The following is a 19,948-nucleotide window of genomic DNA, read 5'->3' as shown; positions in this document are numbered from 1 at the left end:
TAATTAACCCCAATCCTGTTTAAGAAATTGAACTAAATGCCTGTTCCCAGATCGGATCTTTCGACCAAGAACGATTCAATCAAACAAAAGGAACAGGCATGAAGAAGTTAGTAGAATTATTTTGCGATGTCGATGATTTTTGCAAAGTGTTTATCCCTCAATGGCAAAAGCAGCTGCTGGAAGACGGTACTCGAAAAAGACAACGAGCTTGCCGTATGTCAATGAGTGAAATGATGACCATTATTATCGGTTTCCACATGTCACATCATCGTGATTTTAAGAATTATTACTTGGGGTATGTTCACGCTTTTTATCGTAAAGACTTCCCTGTTCTACTCAGTTACACGCGTTTTTTAGAAGTGATGCCTCGTACTATTGTCCCCATGTGTGCCTATTTTAGTTCGCTTAAGGGCAAGCCTACAGGCATCGAATTCATTGACTCAACGAGTTTAAAAGTCTGCCACAACATTCGCATTCCCAGACATAAAACCTTCGACGGAATTGCACAAAGAGGAAAAGGCACCATGGGCTGGTTTTATGGTTTCAAACTACACTTAATCGTCAATCATCACGGCGAAATAGTCGCAGCAAAAGTGACGACGGGTAATGTTCATGACACAAAACCTGTTGAGGAATTAGCTCAACATTTACCGGGTAAATTGTACGGAGACAAGGGCTATTTAAGCAAAGCACTTGAAGCTAATTTATTTGATAAAGGCGTCGAACTTATCACCACGGTTCGCAAAAATATGAAAGCAAAAGCGATGTCTTTATGGGACAGAGCAATGCTTTCAAAACGCTTCATTATTGAAACCATCAACGACCAATTGAAGAACATTTCATTCATTGAGCACTCAAGACATCGCAGTATGAACGGTTTTACGCTTAATCTGATGGCAGGCCTGGTTGCTTACTGCCTCAAGGAAAACAAGCCATCACTTGATATTACTGATGTTGAGCGTAATTCAATGGTCGTGGCTTAAGCCGATCTCGGGTTAATTACTAAACTGTAATATAATTTTAACCTGATCGGATTAATGTTGTTGCCCCCGCGCCGACTAGGCTATGATGGGTGCGTTTTTCGCGGTTATTTGTTCACCAATTAGTTGTTTTCAGATGATATTAAATCAGTCCAGCTTACAAAATTTACCGGCCATGTTCAGCGCCCACCAACCACGCATTCGCCTCGCGGTAGTGGTGTTATTGTGCCTGTATCTCATTGCTTTCGCTGCTGAAATCACCTGGAAACTCATTCCCGAGCCAGACAGCAGTACCAGCCTATCCGGGCTCAACACCTCTGGCAACGGTTCCGCCGGGGCGTCATCAAACTCCCAACGTGGGGTCGACATTACTCAAATACAACGCCTGAACTTATTTGGCGAGTTAAATAAAGCGGTACCACCGCCAGTCCAGGAAACTATAACCGACGCACCGGAAACTCAGCTTAATCTGGTATTGTCCGGTGTGGTATCGACCAGCGCTGAAGATCAGGGTACCGCCATCATTGAAAACCGCGGCAAACAGGCAACCTACGCCATTGGCGAAAAGATTGAAGGTACCAATGCCACGCTTTCTCAGGTTCATACCGACCGCGTTATTATTAAAAATGGCGGCCGCCACGAAACTCTGATGCTCGATGGTCTGGATTTTACCAAGCGCCGCGCTGCACAACAATCAGCGGCGACCGGCAGAATTACCCGCGGCAATAGTCAGAACAGTACGACCATGGGCAGAATTGATAACAGTCCGCAGCCGGCTCGCGAGTTAAGTGACGAAGCCGTGGCAGCCACCGAGACGCTGCGTGAGAGCCCATCCAGCTTTATTGATTTTATTACCGTGACCCCGGCACTCGAAGGCGGCCAGATGGCCGGCTATAAAGTGAAGCCGGGTAAGAACCCCAGCTTGTTTGAGTCGGTGGGGTTACAAAACGGCGATATTGTGATCCAGATAAACGGATTGGACTTAACCGATCCGGCTCAGGCCAGAGATGCCATGGGCGAATTAAGAACAGCGCAGTCCATCGAGCTGACGGTGGCCCGCGAAGGCGAGTACATTACACTGTATCTGGACATGCCAGAGCAATAATTTAAGCAAGTAAAATACTAAACAGGAATAAAACATGAGGCGAGTTGGTCGAACCTGGTTGACCCGAATGAGCGTAGCAATCTGCACCACACTATTATGTGTGCAGGCAGCGGCAATCGATCGTATGCCCAAATTTCAGGATACGGATATCAACGAATTTATTACGATTGTTGGTAAAAATCTGCAAAAAACCATCATTGTAGACCCCAATGTAAGAGGCAAAATCAGCGTCATCAGCTACGACATGCTGAATGAGGAACAGTATTATCAGTTCTTCTTAAACGTGCTGCAGGTGTACGATTTTGCCGTGGTTGAAATGCCCAACGGTATTTTAAAGGTAGTCCGCTCCAAAGACGCCAAAACCTCCAATATTCCGGTGGTGGAAAACGCTAACCTCGACGGCGACGAAATGATCACCCGCGTAATCCCGGTGTATAACGTGCCAGTACGTGAGCTTGCACCGATTTTACGCCAGCTCAACGATCAGGCTGGCGGCGGTAACGTGGTGAGCCACGACCCGTCGAATGTAATGATGCTGACCGGCCGTGCAGCCGTAGTAAACCGCCTGGTAGAAATCATTGAGCGGGTAGACCGCGCCGGTGACGAAGAAGTCGATATTGTAAAGCTTCAATACGCGTCAGCATCTGAAATGGTGCGCATCATTGAGAGCATTAATAAATCTCAGGGCAAACAGGCTGCAGGCGGTAAAAGTGAACCCCGGGTGGTAGCCGATGACCGTACCAACAGCATTATCGTAAGCGGCGATTCTAAAGCCCGCAAGCGCCTGATTAACCTGGTACAGCGCATGGACCAGGAACTCGAAACCAACGGCAATACCCGGGTAATTTTCCTCAACTACGCCAAAGCCGAAGATCTGGTGAAAGTGTTGCAGGGCGTAAGCGACAGTATTCAGGCAGAAGAAACCGCCGGCGCCGGCAATGCCAGACGTACTTCCTCTAATCGTAATGTCAGTATCGATTCACACGAAGACTCCAATGCACTGGTGATCACCGCAGAGCCGGATATGATGCGCTCACTGGAAGAGGTGATTCGCCAGCTGGATATTCGCCGTGCTCAGGTACAGGTTGAAGCCATTATTGTCGAGATGTACGAAGGCGACGGTACGTCTCTGGGCATGCAGTTTGTGTCAGAAGCCGGAGGCGGTACGCAGTTTAATAACGGCGTGGTACCAGTAGGCGCGCTGGGCGTTGCCTTGCGTCAGGCAGAAGATCAGACAACCCAGTCAACCTATGTCACCGCAAACGGTGAGGTAGTAACCACCCAGGATACCACCCAGGGCGATTTCACCACCCTGGCTAACCTGCTCGGCGGTGCTAATGGTTTAATTGCCGGGATTGTGGAAAATGGCTGGGGCGCAGTGGTGCAGGCAGTCAGTAACGATACCAACTCAAACGTACTGGCGACTCCGCATTTAACCACCATGGATAACGAAGAGGCATTCTTTATTGTGGGTCAGGAAGTACCGGTGATCACCGGTCAGACTACTGGTGCCAACAACTCTAACCCTTTCCAGACTGTTGATCGCCAGGAAGTGGGTATTAAGTTGCAGGTCACCCCGCAAATCAACGAGGGTAATGCTATTCAGCTCACCATCGAGCAGGAAGTATCCAGCGTTTCCGGTGCCACCTCGGTAGACATCTCCATCAATAAACGTCAAATCAAAACCACGGTTATCGTGGATGACGGCGGCACCATTGTGCTGGGCGGCCTGATTGACGAAGATATTCAGGAGAGTGAATCCAAGGTACCGTTACTGGGTGACATTCCGATTCTTGGCCATCTGTTTAAATCTACCAGCAGCAGCAAGCGCAAAACCAACCTGATGGTATTTTTACGCCCCAAAATCATTCGTGATGGCGTCACCATGAATGAAATCAGCAAGCGTAAATACAATTATATCCGTGCTGAGCAGCTTGAGCGCCAGTCGCGTGGCGTTGCACTGATGCCTCGCACCGAAACGCCGGTATTACCAAAGTGGGACGACAGCCTGGCGCTGCCGCCTACCTATGAAGATTACCTGAAGCGTCGCGAAGAGGAAGAAGCTCAGCAAAAAGCCCAGGATGGCAACGAATGAGCACCGAAACCAAGCAGCCCGAACTTACCGAATCAGTAGCCAGCGTGGCTGCTGATTCGGCAGAAGAGCTGTTACCGGAAGAAGCGGTAGACGATCAACAGTTGCCCTTTGGTTTTGCCAAACGGCACAAGGTATTGCTGGAGCTCAATCAGGAGCCGGCATTGCTCTATCACACCAGCGATACGCCACTGGAAATCTTCAGTGAAGTCCGTCGTTATCATGCCGGTGCACTGGTGCTTAAGGAGCTCCCGCAAGACCAGTTTGAGCCTTTGCTAACCCAGGCTTATCAGCGCGATTCATCGGCAGCCAAACAGTTAATGGAAGATCTGGGTAACGAGAGTGATTTATTCTCGCTGGCTGAAGAACTGCCGGATACCGAAGATCTGCTCGACAGCGAAGACGACGCGCCCATCATTAAACTCATTAATGCCATGCTCGGCGAAGCCATTAAAGAAGGCGCGTCGGATATCCATATTGAGACCTTTGAAAATCAGTTAGTAGTGCGATTCCGGGTGGATGGCGTGCTGCGCGAAATTCTGCGCCCAAACCGCAAACTGTCTTCCATGCTGGTTTCTCGGATCAAGGTTATGGCGAAACTGGATATCGCTGAAAAACGCGTACCCCAGGATGGCCGTATCACGCTGCGTATTGCCGGTCGCGCGGTTGACGTGCGGGTATCTACCTTGCCTTCCAGCCATGGCGAGCGGGTAGTGCTGCGTTTGCTCGACAAAAATAATGCCCGGTTAAATTTAACTGATTTGGGTATGACCCAGGTTAACCGCGATCACTTCTCTACCTTAATTCGTAAACCGCACGGCATTATCCTGGTCACCGGGCCAACCGGCTCCGGTAAAAGTACCACGCTCTACGCGGGCCTCAGCGAAATTAATTCCAAAGATCGCAACATCATGACGGTGGAAGATCCCATCGAATTTGATTTGCAGGGTATTGGTCAGACCCAGGTAAATCCGCGGGTAGAAATGACCTTTGCCCGGGGTTTGCGGGCCATTCTTCGTCAGGATCCGGATGTGGTCATGGTGGGGGAAATCCGTGATATCGAAACCGGCCAGATTGCGGTGCAGGCCAGTTTAACCGGTCACCTGGTATTATCTACCCTGCACACCAATACCGCAGCCGGTGCTATTACCCGTCTTGAAGATATGGGTATAGAGCCGTTTCTGCTGTCATCCAGCTTACTGGCCGTGCTGTCACAGCGTCTGGTACGTACACTGTGCCCGGAATGCAAAACACCGCATTCACCCGGCGAGCAGGAAGCGCAGATACTGGGCTTAAGCGATGCAACGGATGTAGTGATCTATTCACCTAAAGGGTGTGCAGCCTGTAATCAAACCGGCTATCGTGGCCGTACTGGTATTCATGAACTGCTGATTGTTGATGAAGCGGTACGCACCATGATGCATGAAGGCAAAGGTGAACAGGCTATCGAAAAATATATTCGCCAGACCACGCCGAGTATTCGTGAAGACGGTTGCCATAAAGTACTCAGCGGACAAACGTCGCTGGAAGAAGTGCTGCGGGTTACCCGGGAGGATTAATGGCCGCTTTTGCATACAAAGCCATTGCCGCCAACGGGCGCAATAAAAGTGGCGTTCTGGAGGGCGATAACGCCCGGCAAATCCGCCAGCAGCTGCGTGAAAAAGGCATGGTGCCGCTGGAAGTTGAGCAGGTCGCCGAGAAAAGCGCTAAGCAGTCATCTTCAGGATTTCAGCTGTTTCGCCCGCGTATCTCCGCCAGTGATTTATCATTGCTTACCCGTCAGCTTGCCACCCTGGTTGAATCAGCATTACCCATTGAGGAAGCGCTACTCGCCGTTGCCGAGCAAAGTGAAAAGCCGCGCCATAAAAATATGATGATGGCGGTTCGCAGCCGCGTGGTTGAAGGTTACACCCTGGCCGACGCACTCAGCGAATTTCCCAGCGTATTCGATGATTTATACCGCGCTATGGTCGCAGCCGGCGAAAAGTCAGGGCATCTGGATACCGTATTAAACCGCCTGGCCGACTACACCGAAAGGCGCCAGCAAACCCGCAGTCAGGTGATTCAGGCCTTAATTTATCCTGCCATTATGATGTTTTTCGCCATGATGATAGTGGTGGTGTTACTTACTGTAGTGGTCCCAAAAATCGTCGGGCAGTTTGATCACATGGGTCAGGACCTGCCCACCATTACCACGGTGCTCATCGCCATAAGTGAATGGATGCAGAATTACGGGCTGTATTTGCTGGTCGTTATCATGCTGCTTGTCATTATGTTTCAACGTCTTATTCAGAAGCCCGCTATACGTCTGCGCTATCATCGGGTTCTGCTGAAGGTGCCCATGATTGGCAAAGTTTCCAGAGGGCTTAACACCGCGCGCTTTGCCAGAACCTTAAGTATTCTTACCGCCAGTGCCGTGCCACTGCTTGAGTCCATGCGTATTTCAACCGATGTACTGCAAAACCTGTATATTAAAGAACGTATTGCCGAAGCGGCAGTGCACGTAAAAGAAGGGTCCAGCCTGCGAGCCGCACTGGATAATACCCGGATATTTCCGCCGATGATGATGCATATGATTGCCTCGGGTGAGCGCTCAGGTGAGCTACAACAAATGCTTGGCAGGGCTGCCGATAATCAGGACAGGGAATTTGAGTCGCTAATCAGTGTCTCACTAAAGGTGTTTGAACCTTTGCTCATTGTAACGATGGCTGGCGTGGTGTTATTTATCGTCATGGCCATTATCCAACCAATTCTGGCATTAAATAATATGGTGAATGTGTAATGAAAATGCTTAAACGACAGTCGGGATTCAGCTTAATTGAAATCATGGTGGTGCTGCTGATCATTGGTATCCTCGCTTCGATGGTCGCTCCACAAATCCTGGGCAATCAGGAAGAAGCACAGCTTAAAAAAGCGGCCGTGGATATTCAGCAACTGGAAAGTGCGCTGGAAATGTACAAGCTTAAAAGCAACCGTTTTCCTACCACCGAACAAGGGCTTGATGCCCTGGTAAGTGCGCCGACTCTGGACCCTATTCCGCGTAATTATCCTGCAGATGGTTACATCAAGCGTTTACCAGACGATCCATGGGGTAACCCTTACGTGCTTATCAGCCCGGGAGAAATGGGCACCATTGATATCTTTTCTAACGGCCCGGATAGTGAACCCGGCACCGATGACGATATTGGTAACTGGAACATTAACGACTACCTGAATTAAGGCATTACGCTGTTTATGCGTGCACCAGGCCGTCACCGGTACAGCTTCGCTTTAGCATCGTTGGCGGCCAGCCGCCAGCGCGGCTTTACGCTGCTCGAAGTCATGCTGGTGTTACTGCTAATGGGTCTGGCTGCCGGCTATGTCATCTTCAATGCCTTTTCCACCGACCCGTCAGAACAGCTCGAAAGAGAAGCCCGGCGGCTGCAGGTGGTCATCGACATGGCCAGTGATTATGCGGTACTCAACCAGCAGCAACTGGGTATCTATATTGATCAGGAAAACCGTACCTATAGCTTTATGCAGCTCAGCAATGAAGATGAGTGGCAATTCATAGAAGGCAATACGCTGTATGAGCCGGTGACGCTCACCGAGCCATTCTTTTTTACCCTCAATCTGGATGATCTGCCCTGGCAAACCGAAGACCGGCTGTTTGACCGGGAAATGTTCGACAGCTCACTGAGTGTTAATGAACAGGATATTGAAATTGGCGAGGAAGAGGCGCCGCCGCCCCCGCCACAAATTCTCATCATGTCGAGCGGTGAAATCACCCCTTTTAGCCTGGTATTTCATTATGAGCCAGAGTTTACCAACGATTTGCCCGCCTATTACGTATTAAACTGCCAGGATTTGCCACCGCTGGAGTTACTCGGCCCCTTGGAGCGACCAGAATGGGACTGATATGCAGCCAACGAGGCATGACCCTGCTCGAGGTGATGGTAGCTCTGTTTATCTTTGCCATGACCGGCGGCGCCATTATGAAAGCTGCTTCAGAGCACCTCAACGGCGTGGGACAGATCGAAGAAATAACCATTGCCACCTGGGTGGCTAACAACCAGCTAAATGAAATTCAGTTAGAACGCCCATGGCCGCTGAAAAATAACCTCAAAGGCCAGGCTGAAATGGCCGAGCGCACCTGGTACTGGAAACAAGTCGTCAAGGATACCGGCGACAGCGATTTTAAAGCGGTAGAAGTAAGCGTCAGCCTTGATGCAGACTTCAATGACACCATCACCACAGTGATCACCTATTTTGCCAAACCAGCGGAGAACGGCTAATGCGTACCCGCGGCTTTACTCTGATCGAAATTTTAATCGCCATGGCGATTTTCGCCATGCTGGGTTTGGCGTCCACGGCGCTGCTCTCTACGGTGATCGACAGCGACGAAATTTCTAGTGAGAAATTCGCCCGATTACAACAGCTCCAACGCTTTATGCTTATTCTAGAACGAGACGTACAGCAGGCAATGCCACGGGCAGTCCGTATGGAAGGCCAGCAAAACAGTATTGTGATGCGTGGCGGTGAAGAAACCGACGACAGCGACGCTGGCGGACTGGCCTTTGTGCGCGGCGGCTGGCACAACCCTAAACTGGCTCTACCGCGCAGCACCTTACAGGGCGTAGCATATCGCCTGCGGGAAAATAAACTCGAACGTCTGAATACCGTTTATGTGGATAGCGTACTGGGCACCGAACCGAAAGTCAGGGAAATCCTCGACAACGTGACTAACTTTACCGTTGAGTTTAATACCGGTGGCAGTGAAACCGACGAAGCAGCCTGGCATGACAATTATATTGGCGAAACCCTGCCGCGGGGAATTCGGATTACCATTACCCTTGCCGACCTGGGCGAAATCCAGCGCGTTTTTGCGCTTACGGAGCAAGCGTCATGAGGCTTGGCAAACAGCGTGGTGCAGCCCTGTTAATTGTGCTGATGGTAGTCGCCCTGGTGGCTATACTCGCTACCGAAATGGGCGCCAGACTGCAACTTCAGGTACAGCGGGCCAGTAATATCAAAAGCAGCAACCAGGCCTACTGGTATGCCAAAAGTGCCGAAGAATATACCCGCATGTCGCTGGTAACGCTAATGGAAGAAACCGGCGATAAAATTACCCTGAACCAGCCCTGGGCGCAGGAATTCGAATATCCCATGGAAGAAGGCGGTATCAGTGTAAACCTGGAAGACATGCAAAGTTGCTTTAACATTAACGCACTGCCCAACGCCAATCAGACCAATGTAAATGGTCAGCAACCCACAGAAGCCATGAATGCGTTTGCCCGCTTGTTGCAGCTGACCAACGAAGAAATACCCAGCTTTACGATAGATACGGTACGGGATTCGCTGGCAGACTGGCTCGACAGTGACGACCGCATGCGCATTTACGGCGCTGAAGACAGCGAATATGCCTCGCGCGCATTCCCTTATCTGGCCGCCAACGGACAGATGAGCAGCCAGTCGGAATTACGCCTGATTAACGGTGTGGAAGCCGAGTGGCTGGAAGAGTTACTGCCGCAGGTTTGCGTAATCCCCGATAATGATCAGTTAGTGATCAATGTAAACACGCTAAGCGAGGAGCGCGCGCCGGTTCTGGCTGCCTTAACCGGGTTGAGCCTGTCTCAGGCCGCCTCGATTATCGCTGCTCGTCCACTGGACGGCTGGGATGATGTGAACACCTTTTTAGCCGAACCGGATATTGCAGCGTTAAATTTGCAGCCGGAACAAACTCAATGGTTTAGTGTGACCACAGAGTATTTTATTTTACATACCAAGAGCCGTTACAATGAAGCAACGTTTGCCATGACAACCGTGTTAAATGCCGCTTCATCAGGCAAAATAGCGGTGTTGCGCCGCGAATTTGGAGTCATAAAGTAATGGAACAGTTAGTTGTTAGGCTGGGTACTAACCTGCACGATCCCGTGCATTGGGTAGTCTGGTCTGCCCAAAGCCAGGACGTTATCGCCAGCGGCGAACTAGCCAGTGCCGATGCACTGATAAGCCTCGGCGAGCGCACCAGTTTGCGCCGAGCAATCGTGCTGGTTCCCGGCGCAGATGTTCGGCTGTGCAATGTTACCCTGCCTGGCAAGGTCAATCGCAAACTACAAAATGCGATTCCGTTTATGCTGGAAGACGAACTGGCTGAAGATATCGGCGAACTGTTTTTTGCTATGGGCCCTTCCCGGGGTACGGAACAATCCGTGGCCATCGTCAGCCACCGCCAGATGGCAAAGTGGCTGGGCTGGCTGCAAGATGCCGGCGTTACAGCTGATGTGATCCTGCCTGATATCCTGGCGCTTCCTCAACAGGAAGATAACCAATGGGTAGCACTGGCAATCGGTGAACAGTTAATTGTTCGTCAGGGGCCATGGCAGGGCATGCAGGGAGAACAGGCGTTTCTTACCGGGGTACTTGCCTTACAGGCCAAAGCCCAGCCGGAGCCGGTTAACTTAAGCGCCCTCACCGACATCGACCTTCACGCGGTACCTAATATTCATCAGGAAGCACATAACGACGACGTGCCAGCCATTGGCGTACTGGCCAAACACGTTGGTAAAGCATCGTTTAATTTACTCCAGGGGCAATACAAGCCTAAAAAGCAGCACAATCAGGTGTGGCAGGTCTGGCGCGTGCCGCTTATTTTGCTCGCTCTGGTGATCGTGTTAACCATTGGCGATAAAACGCTCAGGCTCAATCAACTGCAACAACAAAATGCCGACCTGACCGCACAAATCGACGCGCTGGTAAAACAAGGATTTCCGGATATCGGAACCTATCGCAACGTCCGCCTGAAAGTGCAGCAAGAAATGCAACGCCTGGAGCAGTCCGGCGACGGCAGTTCGCTGCTGGTGATGCTTTCACAATTAAATACCGCATTCGCCGCGTCGAATATCACTCCACAAACATTGCGCTTTGATGCTAACCGCACCGAGATCCGCATGCAGGCACAGGGTAAGGATTTTAACGCGCTGGATACGTTTAAGCGCAGTGCCGAAGCCGCCGGCTTTACTGTAGAGCAGGGCGCTATTAACAACCGCGATGACACAGTCATCGGCACAATGAATATCCGGGGAGCCTCATGAACGCTATAAAGCAAAAGTTTACTGCTCTCACAGAACGGGAGCAGCGCATGGTGCTGTTATCGGGCATGGTGATTTTACTGGGTATTTTTTACTGGGGGTTATGGGCACCGCTTAATCAGAGTATCAGTCAGCAAAGTCAGTTACTGGAAAGTAATAAAAAACTGGTTAGCTGGGTTGAAGAGCAGGGCCAAAAGGCCGCGCAGCTGCGCCGTACTCAGTCGTCGCCCAGACGGGTTACCGGTTCGCTGCCACAGTTGGTCACCAGTACAAGTAGTAATCACTCACTATCCATATCGCGTATGCAACCTCAGGGTGATGAAATTCAGGTGTGGATAGATGAAGCGCCTTTCAACAGTCTGGTGGGCTGGCTGAATGAACTAGAAACGCGAGGTATTGTGATTGAGCAACTCGATGTGGCTAAAGCCAATGCGCCGGGCATGATAAAAGTCAGACGGTTGGTACTTACAAAATGATGGGCATTAACTGGCGCTGGCTGTCAGCCGGCCTTTTTCTTTATTTGTGTTTACTCGTTGCTTACCTGCCAGCGTCGCAGGTGGTTAGCCGAATCAGCCTGCCAGACAACGTTAAGGTTGGCAACGTGCAGGGTACGCTATGGCAGGGCGAAGTTGACAGGGTTATCGTTAATAATATCCCGGTTAATCAGTTGAGCTGGAACGTATCCCCCTGGGCCTTATTCACCGGCCAGCTGGCTGTGGAGCTCGATGCAGGTAACATGCGTGATGCAGCGTCAATCGCCTTTAACGGGCCGGTTAGTGTGAGCCTGTTTGATTTTCAGGCCGTGTCTGCCGAAGACTTTTTACTGTACTTACCGGTTGATCGGGTGCTGTCTGAAGTGCAATTACCGCTGCCGGTAAATGCCGGCGGCCGGTTTCGGGTTAATATTGAAGATCTGGAATATTCCGCTCAGGGTTGCGATCAGATGATGGCCTATGGCGACTGGTTAAACGCTCGCGTTGCCGGTACGCAGGGACCCATCGAACTGGGCACGTTTTCGGCGCAAATTCGTTGTCAGGACGAGCAAATTGTAATCAATGTAGAAGAGCCAAACGCCTTCGGACTGAGCATGCAGGCCTCAGCCCGTCAGGATTTTTCCGGTTTATCGGTAAAAGGGCAGTTCAAACCCGACCCCTCACTGCCGCAGGAAGTACATGAGGCAGCATTATTTTTTGGTCGCCCGGATGCCAATGGCTACACCCAGTTTGAACTTTAATCCCAGCTTGAGCTTTACTCTATATACAGCGGCAAAAAGTTAAATTTGGCCATGGTCAGTATAATAGCCAGCTCATAAACACTCTGACGGGTGGCCAGGTGATTGGTTAATAAGCCAATAGCGCCGCCTTTTTGTTTGATATTGTGGGTATCAAACAGTTTATCCATCACATCGCCCAGCTCCTCGCCGGCGGTCAGAGATGCGTAAACCGTCTCAGGCAGAGGCAGGTTAGCACTGCGACCCACCGACCAATGCTCACCATTACAAATGGCTACGTAAGCAAAGGTAGCGGGGCCGTCGGTGAACTTATCCACACCGCCCTCAATGGCCACATACCAGTTGGCCTTATATTCAGCCAGACAGGCTTTTACCCGGTTAACGGCGCCTAACCGCGTTTCCGCTTCAGTCATGGGCTGATCAGCCACCAGGCTTGGCGCGTCGACACCTATCACCTCAAAATCATCCCCAGCCTCTAATACCTGCTGCAGGGCTACATGGGTAGCATTTATCTTTACCGGATTTTTAGAGCCAACTACGACTTTCATTACACCATTTCCGTTTATGCGTTATCAAAGGGGTGATTAGTAATATCATCAATAAGGGTGCGGTAATCGCTGATCGCCGGGTAGCCCTCTATTTCCCGATGGGGTTGCTTGCTATCGGGATTTTTTACAGCCAGCACGTGCTTTATGCCAAAGGTCTTTGCAGCCTCAAGAATATTGAGGCTGTCATCAACAAATAACGTGGTGGCCGGGTCGAACCCTAATCGGGCCTGCAATGCACGCCACAAGTCCTGCGACTCTTTGGTGACGCCAAATTCATGGGTGGATATGAGGGTATCGATATGTGAGTCGAGTTTGGTATGTTCCACCTTTAACGAAAGACTACCCGGGTGGGCATTGGTTACCAATACCACCTCACGGCCACTGTTATGCAAGGCGTCCAAAAATGGCAAGGTATCGTCTCGCATAGCAATGAGGTGCTCTATTTCCCGTTTGGCTGCCACAATATCCATATCCAGATGCTTAGCCCAGTAGTCGAGGCAGTACCACTCAATGCGGCCACTTACCCGTGAATAGTGCTCATGCATTTCTTCGCGGCACTCTGCCAGCGAACGGCCACTTTTCTCAGCCAGCTTTTTAGGCAGGTGCTCCAACCAGAACTGATTATCGAAGTGCAGGTCCAGTAAGGTGCCGTCCATATCCAGTAAGACGGTATTGATTTCGTTCCAGGGCAGAAATGGCAAGCGCTTTTCCTCTAAATACGTTAACCTTAAGTTTGATAATATGATAACGAAAGACTGACCCAAACAACATGAGCAATATCGATAAGGACAAAACGCTTCCGCAGATCCACCAGCGCGAAATTGTGGCCGAAAGTCGCTTTTTCAGGGTTGAGCGTGTGGACCTGGAATTTACCAATGGCGCAACTCGTCAGTTTGAACGTATGGCAGGCTACAACCGCGGGGCAGTAATGATCGTTGCGGTGCAGGATGGCGACTTTCTGTTGGTCAGAGAGTATGCAGCCGGTACCCACACATACGAACTGGGTTTTCCTAAAGGCCTTATCGATCAGGGTGAAAGTATTTTAGAAGCGGCCAACCGTGAGCTAAAAGAAGAGGCAGGCTTTGGTGCCAGAGAGCTTAAAGCCATCCATAAAGTGAATATGGCGCCAACGTTCTTTAACGCCCAGATGAATATTGTTATCGCTCACGATCTCTACCCCGAAACTCTGCCTGGCGACGAGCCAGAGCCGCTTGAGCTGGTTCGCTGGCCCATTGCCCGGGCCGACGAACTGCTGGCTCGCGAAGACTTTATTGAAGCACGCTGTATCGCTGCACTGTTTCTTGCTCAAAAGTGGTTAAAGGAGCATCCGGACTATGCCTGATAATACTGATCATGATTTGCTACAGATAGCCAAAGACGCCGCTCTGAAAGCTGGCGAAGCCATTATGCGGTTGTATGATGTCGGCGATTTTGAAAGCTACCAGAAAGCCGATGAATCACCGGTCACCAGTGCCGATTACAAAGCCAACGAAATTATCACCGACATACTCACCCTAATGTCACCGGATATTCCGATCCTTTCGGAAGAAACCAAACATGCCAGTCTGGAAGAACGCAAAACCTGGAAGCGTTACTGGTTAATCGACCCGATTGACGGCACGCAGGAATTTATCGCACGCAGCGGCGACTTTGCCGTGAATATCGCGCTCATTGAAGACAACAAGCCTAAGATAGGGGTGATTTTCTGGCCGCCCGGACAAAGCCTGTATTACGCTCTGGCCGGACATGGCGCCTATAAAGACTCGCCTGAAGCCAGTGGCCCCATCAGCGTACGTAAGCTGGACGACCCACACAACAGCGTGGTGATCCTGGCTATCAGTCGCCGTCAGCCGCGGGAACGGGTGATTTCTAAATTATGTGCCAAGCGGGTGTATCAAACCCTGCCATTAGGCAGTTGCTCGCTGAAGTCCTGCTTTATCGCCGAGGGCAAAGCCGACGTCTTTATGCGTTTGGGTGTCACCGGCGAGTGGGACACCGGTGCTTCTCAGTGCATTGTTTCGGAAGCGGGCGGTGCCATCTATGCTGCTGATTTTGAGCCACTTAGCTACAATCAGCGTAATACGTTAGAGAACCCGGACTTTATTGTGCTGGGCGATCAAAATGTGCCGTGGCGGGACGTTATTCAATATTAGGGAGTAAGTGTTTTTATGCTTAAGCAATCATTAGTTCTTCTCAGCAGTTTACTGGTAGCACCGACTTTTGCCGACTGGACCGTCGCGCCAGAGCAATCCAGTCTGCACTTTATGTCGACCAAAAACGCCCAGGTAACCGAGGTACATGCTTTCGAGGAGCTCTCCGGCTCAGTGTCAGACAGCGGTAAACTGATGATTGAGGTACCACTTAGCTCAGTGAATACCAACATTCCGATTCGCAACACGCGAATGCAGGAAAAGTTGTTTAACGTGGCGAAGTTTCCGGCCGCGACCTTTACCGCCGATGTCCCCGCAGACTTAATGAAACTGCAACCGGGTAGCAGCACCACGGCAAAAGTGGATGGCACCCTGTCGCTGCACGGTGTGGAAGCACCTGTCAGCTTTAACGTGAGCGTGAGCAAGGTGTCTGCCGATACCATGGTAGTAAACACGGTATCGCCCACCCTGATTGGCGCAGAAACCTTTGGTTTAACAGCTGGTCTCGACATGCTGCAAAACATTGCAGGTTTAAAGAGTATTACTCAAACGTCACCCGTAACCTTTTCTGTGACCTTTGAAATGGAATAAGCCTTTGGCTTAACCCAACAAAAAGGAGCAGCTATCTGCTCCTTTTTCGTTTCTACAGCAACCCCTTTACCTCTCGCCCCAGCAGTAGTTGCCTTATCTCGTTGTGATATCGAGCATCAGTCGAAGCCAGCAGTCGGGTAACAAAATCCATCGAGGTAACACTTTTCTTACCCGGCGCGTTCTGCTCGAGCAACTGTTTCAATACACTGACAATGGGCTCGTCGCCTACCAGCTCCCGAAGCCTGGCAAACACCAGCGTTGCTCTGGCATACACATCCGGCGAGCTGGTAGCATCAATAATGGCTGTGGTGGCTGTTAACCGGCCCCGCAAAGCGTGCTGATAGCGCTGCCGCTCAAAGTCCACCAGCGCCTGCATTGTCTCTTTACCGAAGCGCTGTTCAATCAGCACCAGCTCAGCATATTTCGCCAGCGATTCAATTAAAAAGGCACCGTCTGCTTCCACGCCATAGCCAATCTGATGGCCAAACCACTGATGGGCCACTTCATGCGCCGTTCGCCGATACCGCTGGTCAAAGCCAGCATCGGTGGCAGGGCGCGCCCGCACTGCCAGGCGATGAGACATTAAAATAACCTGTGGCAGCGCATAACCGCTGGGGCCGAATTCTGGCGTAAACAGCAAGGATAACTGCTGGTAAGGATAGGGCGTAAGCTGAGCCGAAAACCATTTAAGGGTGTCGGTCACTGCCTGTAAATGAACTTGCTGCGCACTGGCTTGTGAGCCACTCGTGAGATCGCGGGTTAAACCAGTTAAATTGATATCCACAGAGCGCCCCCCCGTCGAGGCGCTATAGGTTGTACTCGTTTGCAAAGTGGCAAGCCAGACCGGAATATTACGAACAGGCTCTGCAGTGGCAAATTCCGTGTAGCGACGACCAGCAGCCAGCCACTGGTTAACTATTTGCCCCTGAGTATGCACGGTATGCGAAACCGGCGAAGAAACAACACTGCGCAGGGTAACCGGGGTCGATTGCAATGTTGTGACCGGGGCCTTACCGTCAAAGGCACTGGGTAACGGCATATCCAAAGCCGCTAAGCCAAGTTCTTCCCTGAGCACTTCATCACGTAGCGTGTACTGTCGGTTAAAGCCAATATTGGGGAGTAACGGAACGCCGCGTAAATAACTGAACTCCGGAAGCAGAATTTGATGGCCTGAAGGTAGCCATCTGCGCGCGCCATTTACCACTATTTCTGCCTGCAAGGTCAGTCCTTTTCCAGGTTGTAGTGGCGAATCCAGTTGATACACAGACTGCTGTAAGCGCTCGTTCTGAGACGTTAGTTGCCCGCCGCTGAGCGTTAGCGCTTTGGGTTTAAACCCAGGGTAACTGCCCACTAACACCTCATTAATCGCCTCATCACTGAGGTTTTTAAGGTGTAGTGTGAGATTAAGCATTACCCGGCGCTTCTGGGGAAAAAAATCCACCAGCGCATCAATGTGCGTAACTACCGGCTGAACCCGCGCATGCCAATGAGCATATTGGTTTTCGTAGTCGGCGCGCAGGGCATAACGGGCGTCGGGTGTCATGTAAGGCCGTTCTTGTTGTAAAGCCAGATTAAAACCTGCTAGCACCACAACTACCACACCAACAGCAAGGCAGCCAGAGCGAGACAAGGAACGCCAGGGTCGCAGCGCAAAGCCTGCCCCGCGGTGCGTTTTGTTTACCGCCAGCACCAGTGCGCAAACCGCGACTGCCGACCACGTAATAAGGTACGGCCAAAAGGTATGTTCACTGCGGGAGAAGCCGATTAAATAGTCGGCAGGCTGTAACGGCGTACCGGCGATATCGAGTAAAGGGTGGGAAATGCCCGCCAGGGAAAGGAGTGGTGTAAACTTAACCATCAGCAACAGCAGGCAAAGCCCGCCTGCCATCAACGCACTACGCATAACATGGTGAAGTGCCAGGCAAAGCCAGCCAAACAGCAATACAGGCAGGCCTGTCATTGCCAGTATTTGCCCATATACGCCTGCCTCAATAACACTATCTGCCAGCAGTTGAGCCACCAGAACAGCCACCGCCGTGATACTCAATAAAGCGAGCCAGGCAATACCCATAGTCAGGGCCTGAGCAGAGACCAGTTGGTGGTTGCTTATTGGGGTTGCGGCGATCATTTCTGCGGCACCGTTACGCTGATTTTGCCAGCCCAGTTGCCAGCTCCAGAGTGCCATGAGTACGCAGCCGGCAAAGGGTAACATATCCCACACAACGCGATTGAGCGCATCAATACTCAGCGGCGTGATGACTGAGTGGGGTTCTGCATAATCTATGGCCGCCAGCACTTCGGAGAAAATCGCGCCAGCGTAAAGTGCCAGTACTAACAGCATCACCCGATTAACCAGTAACGCTTTGGTCGCGTTCATAAGCAACGCGGCAAAGGGATGATGAGTAATGGCCGCAGGCATTTTAATTTTGCTGGCAGGCAGCGGCGCAGTTCTCCTCAAACGCCACCCGGGTGCGCGTTTAACGCTTTCATTTAACACACTTCGAGCGCTCAACGCTAACCACACCAGCAGTGCGCTAAGCGCCAGCCAGGCCAGACGATTCAGAACAATGCTCGGGTTAACTGACCAGTCAGTCTGATCACCGGTAAACTGGGCAAAAATCGCCGTAAAACCCAAAGGGTCAGCTACCAGCATCGCCTCGTAAAGCGATGGATGGATAATGCTACTCCCCGCCAAAACAGGCGAGCCAGTCACGGACGCCAACATGACATAAGCTATCCACACCAGGGCGAAAAAGGCATACACCGGCAGCGCACTTCTGACTCGCTGAGCAATCAGTAACGCGGCAGCGCAATACCAAAAACACGCCGGAGCGACTATAAACAAGCCGTTTTTCAGCGCCGTGTGAATAACACCGGCGTCGAATAGCGGATGCTGACTAAGCATTAATAGCTGCAGCACCGAGCCGCATAAACAGATCACCGCCACCAGACTCAAAAAGGCCACAAACCGGTTCAGCCGCCGGGTAAACTGACTCGTTCTGGCCGCACCAACAAGCTCCTGCATAGTGTGGAGCCTGTCACGCTGCAGTAGGGGAGGCGTTAACGCAGCCACCACCACGGGCAGCGCCAGCATGACCACGGTAATATTTAGCATGGTAAGGCGTTTTGCCAACTGTAAATCGGCAACGGTCAGGCCCTGCACCAACAATACCGACAATCCGGGGAGACCCAGTGCACCTAACCACACCAGAGGCTGACGCACATATAAACGCCATTCATTGATGATCAGCATCAGTTCGCCTCCCGCCTGGCCAGTTCAAGAAAGTAGCGGTCCTGCAAGGTTGCCCGGCAGGCTACGGCATCAGCACCAGGCGGTTCATGATGGCACACCCGCCATACTGGCTGGCCGAAGTGATAACGCTCACCCAATAATATGCCTTCTGCGGGTTTTGCTGAGGTTTCCCACACGTTGTTTTGCATTGGCGCAATGAGCGCAGGAATAGCGCCACTGTCGACGATGGCGCCCTGCATCATAATGGCAGCCTGGGGGCACAGGTGCTCAATGTCTTCCACAATATGAGTGGAAAGCAATACCAGCTTGTTCTGGCTCAGGCGGATGAGCACACTGTGTAAACGCTGGCGCTCCTGCGGGTCGAGCCCGGCCGTGGGCTCATCCATGATCAATAACTTTGGGTCGCCCAACAGTGCCTGAGCAATGCCAAAACGTTGTCGCATGCCGCCGGAAAAGGTACTCACGCGCTTACCGGCAAATGCCGTCAGGTTGGTTAGCGTCAGTAATTCCTCTATTTGCTGCTTAGCCTGTTTACGCGGAATGTTTTTCAGGGCCGCGATGTGCTCAAGCATGGCCACACAACTCATGTGTGGATACACCCCGAAAGACTGGGGTAAGTAGCCAAGCTGTTCACGCAAACGCTGCGGTGATTGCTGAATATCCGTATTGTTAAAGCTAATCTGCCCGCTGTCTGGTGCCTGTAAACAGGCCAGAGTGCGCATTAAGCTGGATTTGCCTGCACCATTGGGGCCTAAAAGGCCTACCATGCCCGCCGGCAAGGTTAAGGAAATATCATTCAGCGCTTTGGTGCCATCTGAATAGGTTTTAGACACGTCGGTCATGGTAAGCATGGGGTCATCATCCTGAATGTGAAACGAGAATGGCCTTAACCTACCAAGCTGATTAACGGCTAAACAGCAAGGGATGA

20 protein-coding genes are annotated in these 19,948 nt (G+C 51.3%); 16 read left to right on the top strand and 4 right to left on the bottom strand.

Going from position 1 to position 19,948, the window contains the following annotated elements; all coding sequences use genetic code 11:
• The first annotated feature begins 98 nt into the window (after nucleotides 1-98).
• The 13 genes from AC566Q_RS25930 to AC566Q_RS25870 all read left to right on the top strand — a co-directional run bounded on the left by AC566Q_RS25930 (nucleotide 99) and on the right by AC566Q_RS25870 (nucleotide 12,481).
• Nucleotides 99-983 carry an IS982 family transposase gene (locus AC566Q_RS25930; RefSeq protein WP_105932938.1) on the top strand — a complete coding sequence of 295 codons (885 nt, stop codon included), beginning with the start codon at nucleotides 99-101 and terminating at the stop codon, nucleotides 981-983.
• Nucleotides 984-1,116: 133 nt separating this feature from the next.
• Complete coding sequence (gene gspC / locus AC566Q_RS25925; protein WP_499612529.1) at nucleotides 1,117-2,085, top strand: type II secretion system protein GspC; 969 nt, start codon at nucleotides 1,117-1,119, stop codon at nucleotides 2,083-2,085.
• 67 nt (nucleotides 2,086-2,152) lie between these two features.
• Complete coding sequence (gene gspD / locus AC566Q_RS25920) at nucleotides 2,153-4,180, top strand: type II secretion system secretin GspD (protein ID WP_499612527.1); 2,028 nt, start codon at nucleotides 2,153-2,155, stop codon at nucleotides 4,178-4,180.
• Complete coding sequence (gene gspE / locus AC566Q_RS25915) at nucleotides 4,177-5,736, top strand: type II secretion system ATPase GspE (RefSeq protein ID WP_499612525.1); 1,560 nt, start codon at nucleotides 4,177-4,179, stop codon at nucleotides 5,734-5,736. Before gspD ends, gspE begins: the two co-directional genes overlap by 4 nt.
• Nucleotides 5,736-6,959: a type II secretion system inner membrane protein GspF gene (gene gspF / locus AC566Q_RS25910; RefSeq protein WP_105933059.1), complete on the top strand. Its 1,224-nt coding sequence runs from the start codon at nucleotides 5,736-5,738 to the stop codon at nucleotides 6,957-6,959. The genes gspE and gspF overlap by 1 nt, the downstream gene beginning before the upstream one ends.
• Nucleotides 6,959-7,396: a type II secretion system major pseudopilin GspG gene (gene gspG, locus AC566Q_RS25905; protein ID WP_499612524.1), complete on the top strand. Its 438-nt coding sequence runs from the start codon at nucleotides 6,959-6,961 to the stop codon at nucleotides 7,394-7,396. Before gspF ends, gspG begins: the two co-directional genes overlap by 1 nt.
• Before the next feature lie 15 nt (nucleotides 7,397-7,411).
• Nucleotides 7,412-8,074 (top strand): type II secretion system minor pseudopilin GspH, encoded by a 663-nt coding sequence (gspH, locus tag AC566Q_RS25900; protein ID WP_499612523.1) that lies wholly within the window; start codon nucleotides 7,412-7,414, stop codon nucleotides 8,072-8,074.
• Nucleotides 8,065-8,451, top strand: a complete 387-nt coding sequence (gene gspI, locus AC566Q_RS25895) for a type II secretion system minor pseudopilin GspI (protein WP_499612521.1) — start codon at nucleotides 8,065-8,067, stop codon at nucleotides 8,449-8,451. The genes gspH and gspI overlap by 10 nt, the downstream gene beginning before the upstream one ends.
• Nucleotides 8,451-9,065 carry a type II secretion system minor pseudopilin GspJ gene (gspJ, locus tag AC566Q_RS25890; RefSeq protein WP_499612519.1) on the top strand — a complete coding sequence of 205 codons (615 nt, stop codon included), beginning with the start codon at nucleotides 8,451-8,453 and terminating at the stop codon, nucleotides 9,063-9,065. Before gspI ends, gspJ begins: the two co-directional genes overlap by 1 nt.
• The gene (gspK, locus tag AC566Q_RS25885) at nucleotides 9,062-10,045 is read left to right on the top strand and encodes a type II secretion system minor pseudopilin GspK (RefSeq protein ID WP_499612517.1); all 984 of its coding nucleotides are present in this window, start codon (nucleotides 9,062-9,064) and stop codon (nucleotides 10,043-10,045) included. Before gspJ ends, gspK begins: the two co-directional genes overlap by 4 nt.
• Nucleotides 10,045-11,250 carry a type II secretion system protein GspL gene (gene gspL, locus AC566Q_RS25880; protein ID WP_499612515.1) on the top strand — a complete coding sequence of 402 codons (1,206 nt, stop codon included), beginning with the start codon at nucleotides 10,045-10,047 and terminating at the stop codon, nucleotides 11,248-11,250. Before gspK ends, gspL begins: the two co-directional genes overlap by 1 nt.
• Nucleotides 11,247-11,723 carry a type II secretion system protein M gene (locus AC566Q_RS25875; protein WP_499612513.1) on the top strand — a complete coding sequence of 159 codons (477 nt, stop codon included), beginning with the start codon at nucleotides 11,247-11,249 and terminating at the stop codon, nucleotides 11,721-11,723. The genes gspL and AC566Q_RS25875 overlap by 4 nt, the downstream gene beginning before the upstream one ends.
• On the top strand, nucleotides 11,720-12,481 hold the full coding sequence (locus AC566Q_RS25870; RefSeq protein ID WP_499612512.1) for a type II secretion system protein N: 762 nt from the start codon (nucleotides 11,720-11,722) through the stop codon (nucleotides 12,479-12,481). The genes AC566Q_RS25875 and AC566Q_RS25870 overlap by 4 nt, the downstream gene beginning before the upstream one ends.
• 14 nt (nucleotides 12,482-12,495) lie before the next feature.
• On the opposite strand, the gene yjjX is transcribed toward AC566Q_RS25870, so the two are convergent.
• Entirely contained in the window at nucleotides 12,496-13,026 is a 531-nt protein-coding gene (gene yjjX, locus AC566Q_RS25865) for an inosine/xanthosine triphosphatase (RefSeq protein ID WP_499612510.1), read from the bottom strand.
• A 14-nt stretch (nucleotides 13,027-13,040) separates the two neighbouring features.
• Nucleotides 13,041-13,727, bottom strand: a complete 687-nt coding sequence (gene yrfG / locus AC566Q_RS25860; protein WP_499612508.1) for a GMP/IMP nucleotidase — start codon at nucleotides 13,725-13,727, stop codon at nucleotides 13,041-13,043.
• A 68-nt stretch (nucleotides 13,728-13,795) separates the two neighbouring features.
• Between yrfG and nudE the strand changes: the two genes are divergently transcribed.
• Genes nudE through AC566Q_RS25845 form a run of 3 tightly spaced genes read left to right on the top strand, consistent with a single transcriptional unit; the run spans nucleotide 13,796 to nucleotide 15,767 of the window.
• Nucleotides 13,796-14,368, top strand: a complete 573-nt coding sequence (nudE, locus tag AC566Q_RS25855) for an ADP compounds hydrolase NudE (protein WP_499612506.1) — start codon at nucleotides 13,796-13,798, stop codon at nucleotides 14,366-14,368.
• Nucleotides 14,361-15,179: a 3'(2'),5'-bisphosphate nucleotidase CysQ gene (gene cysQ, locus AC566Q_RS25850; RefSeq protein ID WP_499612505.1), complete on the top strand. Its 819-nt coding sequence runs from the start codon at nucleotides 14,361-14,363 to the stop codon at nucleotides 15,177-15,179. Before nudE ends, cysQ begins: the two co-directional genes overlap by 8 nt.
• A 15-nt stretch (nucleotides 15,180-15,194) precedes the next feature.
• On the top strand, nucleotides 15,195-15,767 hold the full coding sequence (locus AC566Q_RS25845; protein ID WP_105933047.1) for a YceI family protein: 573 nt from the start codon (nucleotides 15,195-15,197) through the stop codon (nucleotides 15,765-15,767).
• 52 nt (nucleotides 15,768-15,819) lie between these two features.
• Here AC566Q_RS25845 and AC566Q_RS25840 read toward each other — a convergent pair whose 3' ends face one another.
• A complete protein-coding gene (locus AC566Q_RS25840; protein ID WP_499612502.1) occupies nucleotides 15,820-19,020 on the bottom strand; it encodes a M1 family aminopeptidase in 3,201 nt (1,066 codons plus the stop codon).
• Entirely contained in the window at nucleotides 19,020-19,871 is an 852-nt protein-coding gene (locus AC566Q_RS25835) for an ABC transporter ATP-binding protein (RefSeq protein WP_499612500.1), read from the bottom strand. The genes AC566Q_RS25840 and AC566Q_RS25835 overlap by 1 nt, the downstream gene beginning before the upstream one ends.
• Between the last annotated feature and the right edge of the window lie 77 nt (nucleotides 19,872-19,948).

Source organism: Alteromonas sp. H02 (assembly GCF_059682525.1).
Note: the sequence above shows the minus strand (reverse complement) of the source record. Positions and strands in the feature narration are given on the sequence as shown.